This is a genomic window from Halorubrum sp. AD140 (genome assembly GCF_034497445.1).
GTDB lineage: Archaea > Halobacteriota > Halobacteria > Halobacteriales > Haloferacaceae > Halorubrum.
Genome location: NZ_JAXRUU010000136.1, coordinates 1 through 2,073, shown reverse-complemented (window position 1 = coordinate 2,073; position 2,073 = coordinate 1). Strand labels below are relative to the sequence as shown.

Sequence of the window (2,073 nt, the reverse complement as noted above, 5' to 3'; positions counted from 1 at the left end):
ACATAGTTTTGACTGTTCAGCGCCGGCAGTCAGAGGCAGCTACTGCATCTTCTGAGTAGAGAATCACCGAGCAGAGGCCGTAGAGATGCGATTAACTAACCCTACCCCGCTGTCTTGCGTTCAACAAGGCAAATATCGATCAACCGAGTACGAGTCTCCAGGGTCTCCATATTGAGGAAGATAAAAGAATATGGCGCAAGGACAGTTTTGATACGTACGGAAACACATAGTTACCCGGACACCAACTCAACAGCCATCGATGTATACAATTTCAGACTTACCGGTCGACAACCAGCTTCAAACCGTCAAATACGATCTTGAGCTTGAATCGGCACTCCGACACATGTTCGAGAACAGCTACACTCAGGTGGGCGTCGAACGTGATGATGAGTTGGTTGGGATCGTCACTTACAGATCGGTTGTCCGGACATTATTGGCATTTCATCAATTGGAAGTCGGTCACAAGACGCTGGATAACATCTCGGTCGGAGCGGCAGTTGAAGACGCACACACGATCAGCGAGGATGAGAATGTACTCGCCGTATTCGATGTACTCGCGGAGTACACGTACATTGTAATCAATCGTGATCAAGAGTGGCGTATTCTGACCGACTATGATCTCCTGACGCGATTGAAACAGATGCTTGAGCCATTTTTGTTAATCGAGTCGATTGAGACGCAGTTGCGTGATATTTTCAGGCGAGTGTTCAGTGATTCACTGTCTAAAAAATTGGCTGAAACGTTTAATGAGGAGCATCCGCTGCCAACTCCAGCATCTGTCGAACACTGTAGTTACTCACACTATGCCCAGTTCATTTCCATTCATTGGGCTGAATTTGAATCGCTCTTTGATGATCAACAGGATGTGATTCGCGAGTTAGTGCTTGAAATTGGCGATATGAGGAATCAACTCTTTCATTTTCGAATTGAGGACTCAGATGAGTTTGATCGAGATTTACTCCGCTTTGGCCAGTCGTACTTCTCCTCAGTATAGGTCCAAATAAGGGGTGAACCGCTTGGCTCTGTAGTTTCGCTAGACGCGAGGGCTACGACTCTGTTATTGCTGTAGAAAGCGCAGAGACAGATCGGTGTGACATCCGAAATCCGTCTCTTCACGCGTGTTACGGTGGCTAAGGCTAAATCAGTTGTCGCTAATCCGGACGAGCCCGCCGACCCCGAAGGGGGAGGCGGGTTCGCCGAGTGGGCGATGCTCACCGTGCATGCACTCCGCATCGAACTGGGCAAATCCTACCGCGTTGCGGTGGATTTGCTCTCAGAAATGCCCGGCGTACTTGAAGAGATCGGACTCACCAGACTTCCACACTACACGGTCCTTCGCATGTGGTTTGAGCGGATTCCACCCAAGACGTGGCGTGCGTTTCTCGGCGCGTCAGCCGAGAAACGCACTGGCCACGCTGCTATCGATTCGACTGGCTTTGACCGTGATCAGCCTAGTCGCCACTACGCTAACCGCACGAACTACCGCGTTCGAGCGCTGAAAGTCACCGCTCTCGTGGATGTCGAAACGCTGTACATCACCGACATCCACTCGACGACCTCCAAGAAACACGATGCGAAGATCGGCCCGCAGGTCGCTCGGCGCAACGCCGGCGACCTGCGGAGCCTCGCCGCTGATCGCGGCTACGACGCCAAAGTCTTCCGCGATGAACTCCGCGAAAACGGCATCAGACCGCTGATTAAACACCGGATCATGAATCCACTCGATCACGCCCACAACGCCCGCATGGACGGTGATCGGTACCACCAGCGTTCCATGTCAGAAACCGTCTTCTCGTCGATCAAGCGCACGCTCGGCTCCGCCGTGCGTGCGCGAAGCTGGTGGTTAGAGTTCCGCGAAATATTGCTGAAAGCCACCGTCTACAACCTTCGCCGGAGCGTCCGATACCCGTGAAATCCGCCGCCGTGTACCGAAACTACAGAGCCCAAAATCCCGACGAGTCCACTTATATACTCAAACCGCCGGGAAGCGGCTGGGTATCTATATTCTGACTGCCAGAGAGACCGATCGTAGAATCACTGTGTACTATTCGCCCTCAAGTGGCTCCCCTTGAC

General features: G+C 52.4%; 2 protein-coding genes. Both read left to right on the top strand.

All coding sequences use genetic code 11. From position 1 onward, the window contains the following. Nucleotides 1-259 precede the first annotated feature (259 nt). Nucleotides 260-994: a CBS domain-containing protein gene (locus U4E84_RS16710; protein WP_322533233.1), complete on the top strand. Its 735-nt coding sequence runs from the start codon at nucleotides 260-262 to the stop codon at nucleotides 992-994. A 96-nt stretch (nucleotides 995-1,090) separates the two neighbouring features. Continuing rightward, nucleotides 1,091-1,912, top strand: a complete 822-nt coding sequence (locus U4E84_RS16705; RefSeq protein ID WP_322533232.1) for an IS5 family transposase — start codon at nucleotides 1,091-1,093, stop codon at nucleotides 1,910-1,912. The last annotated feature ends 161 nt before the right edge of the window (nucleotides 1,913-2,073 follow it).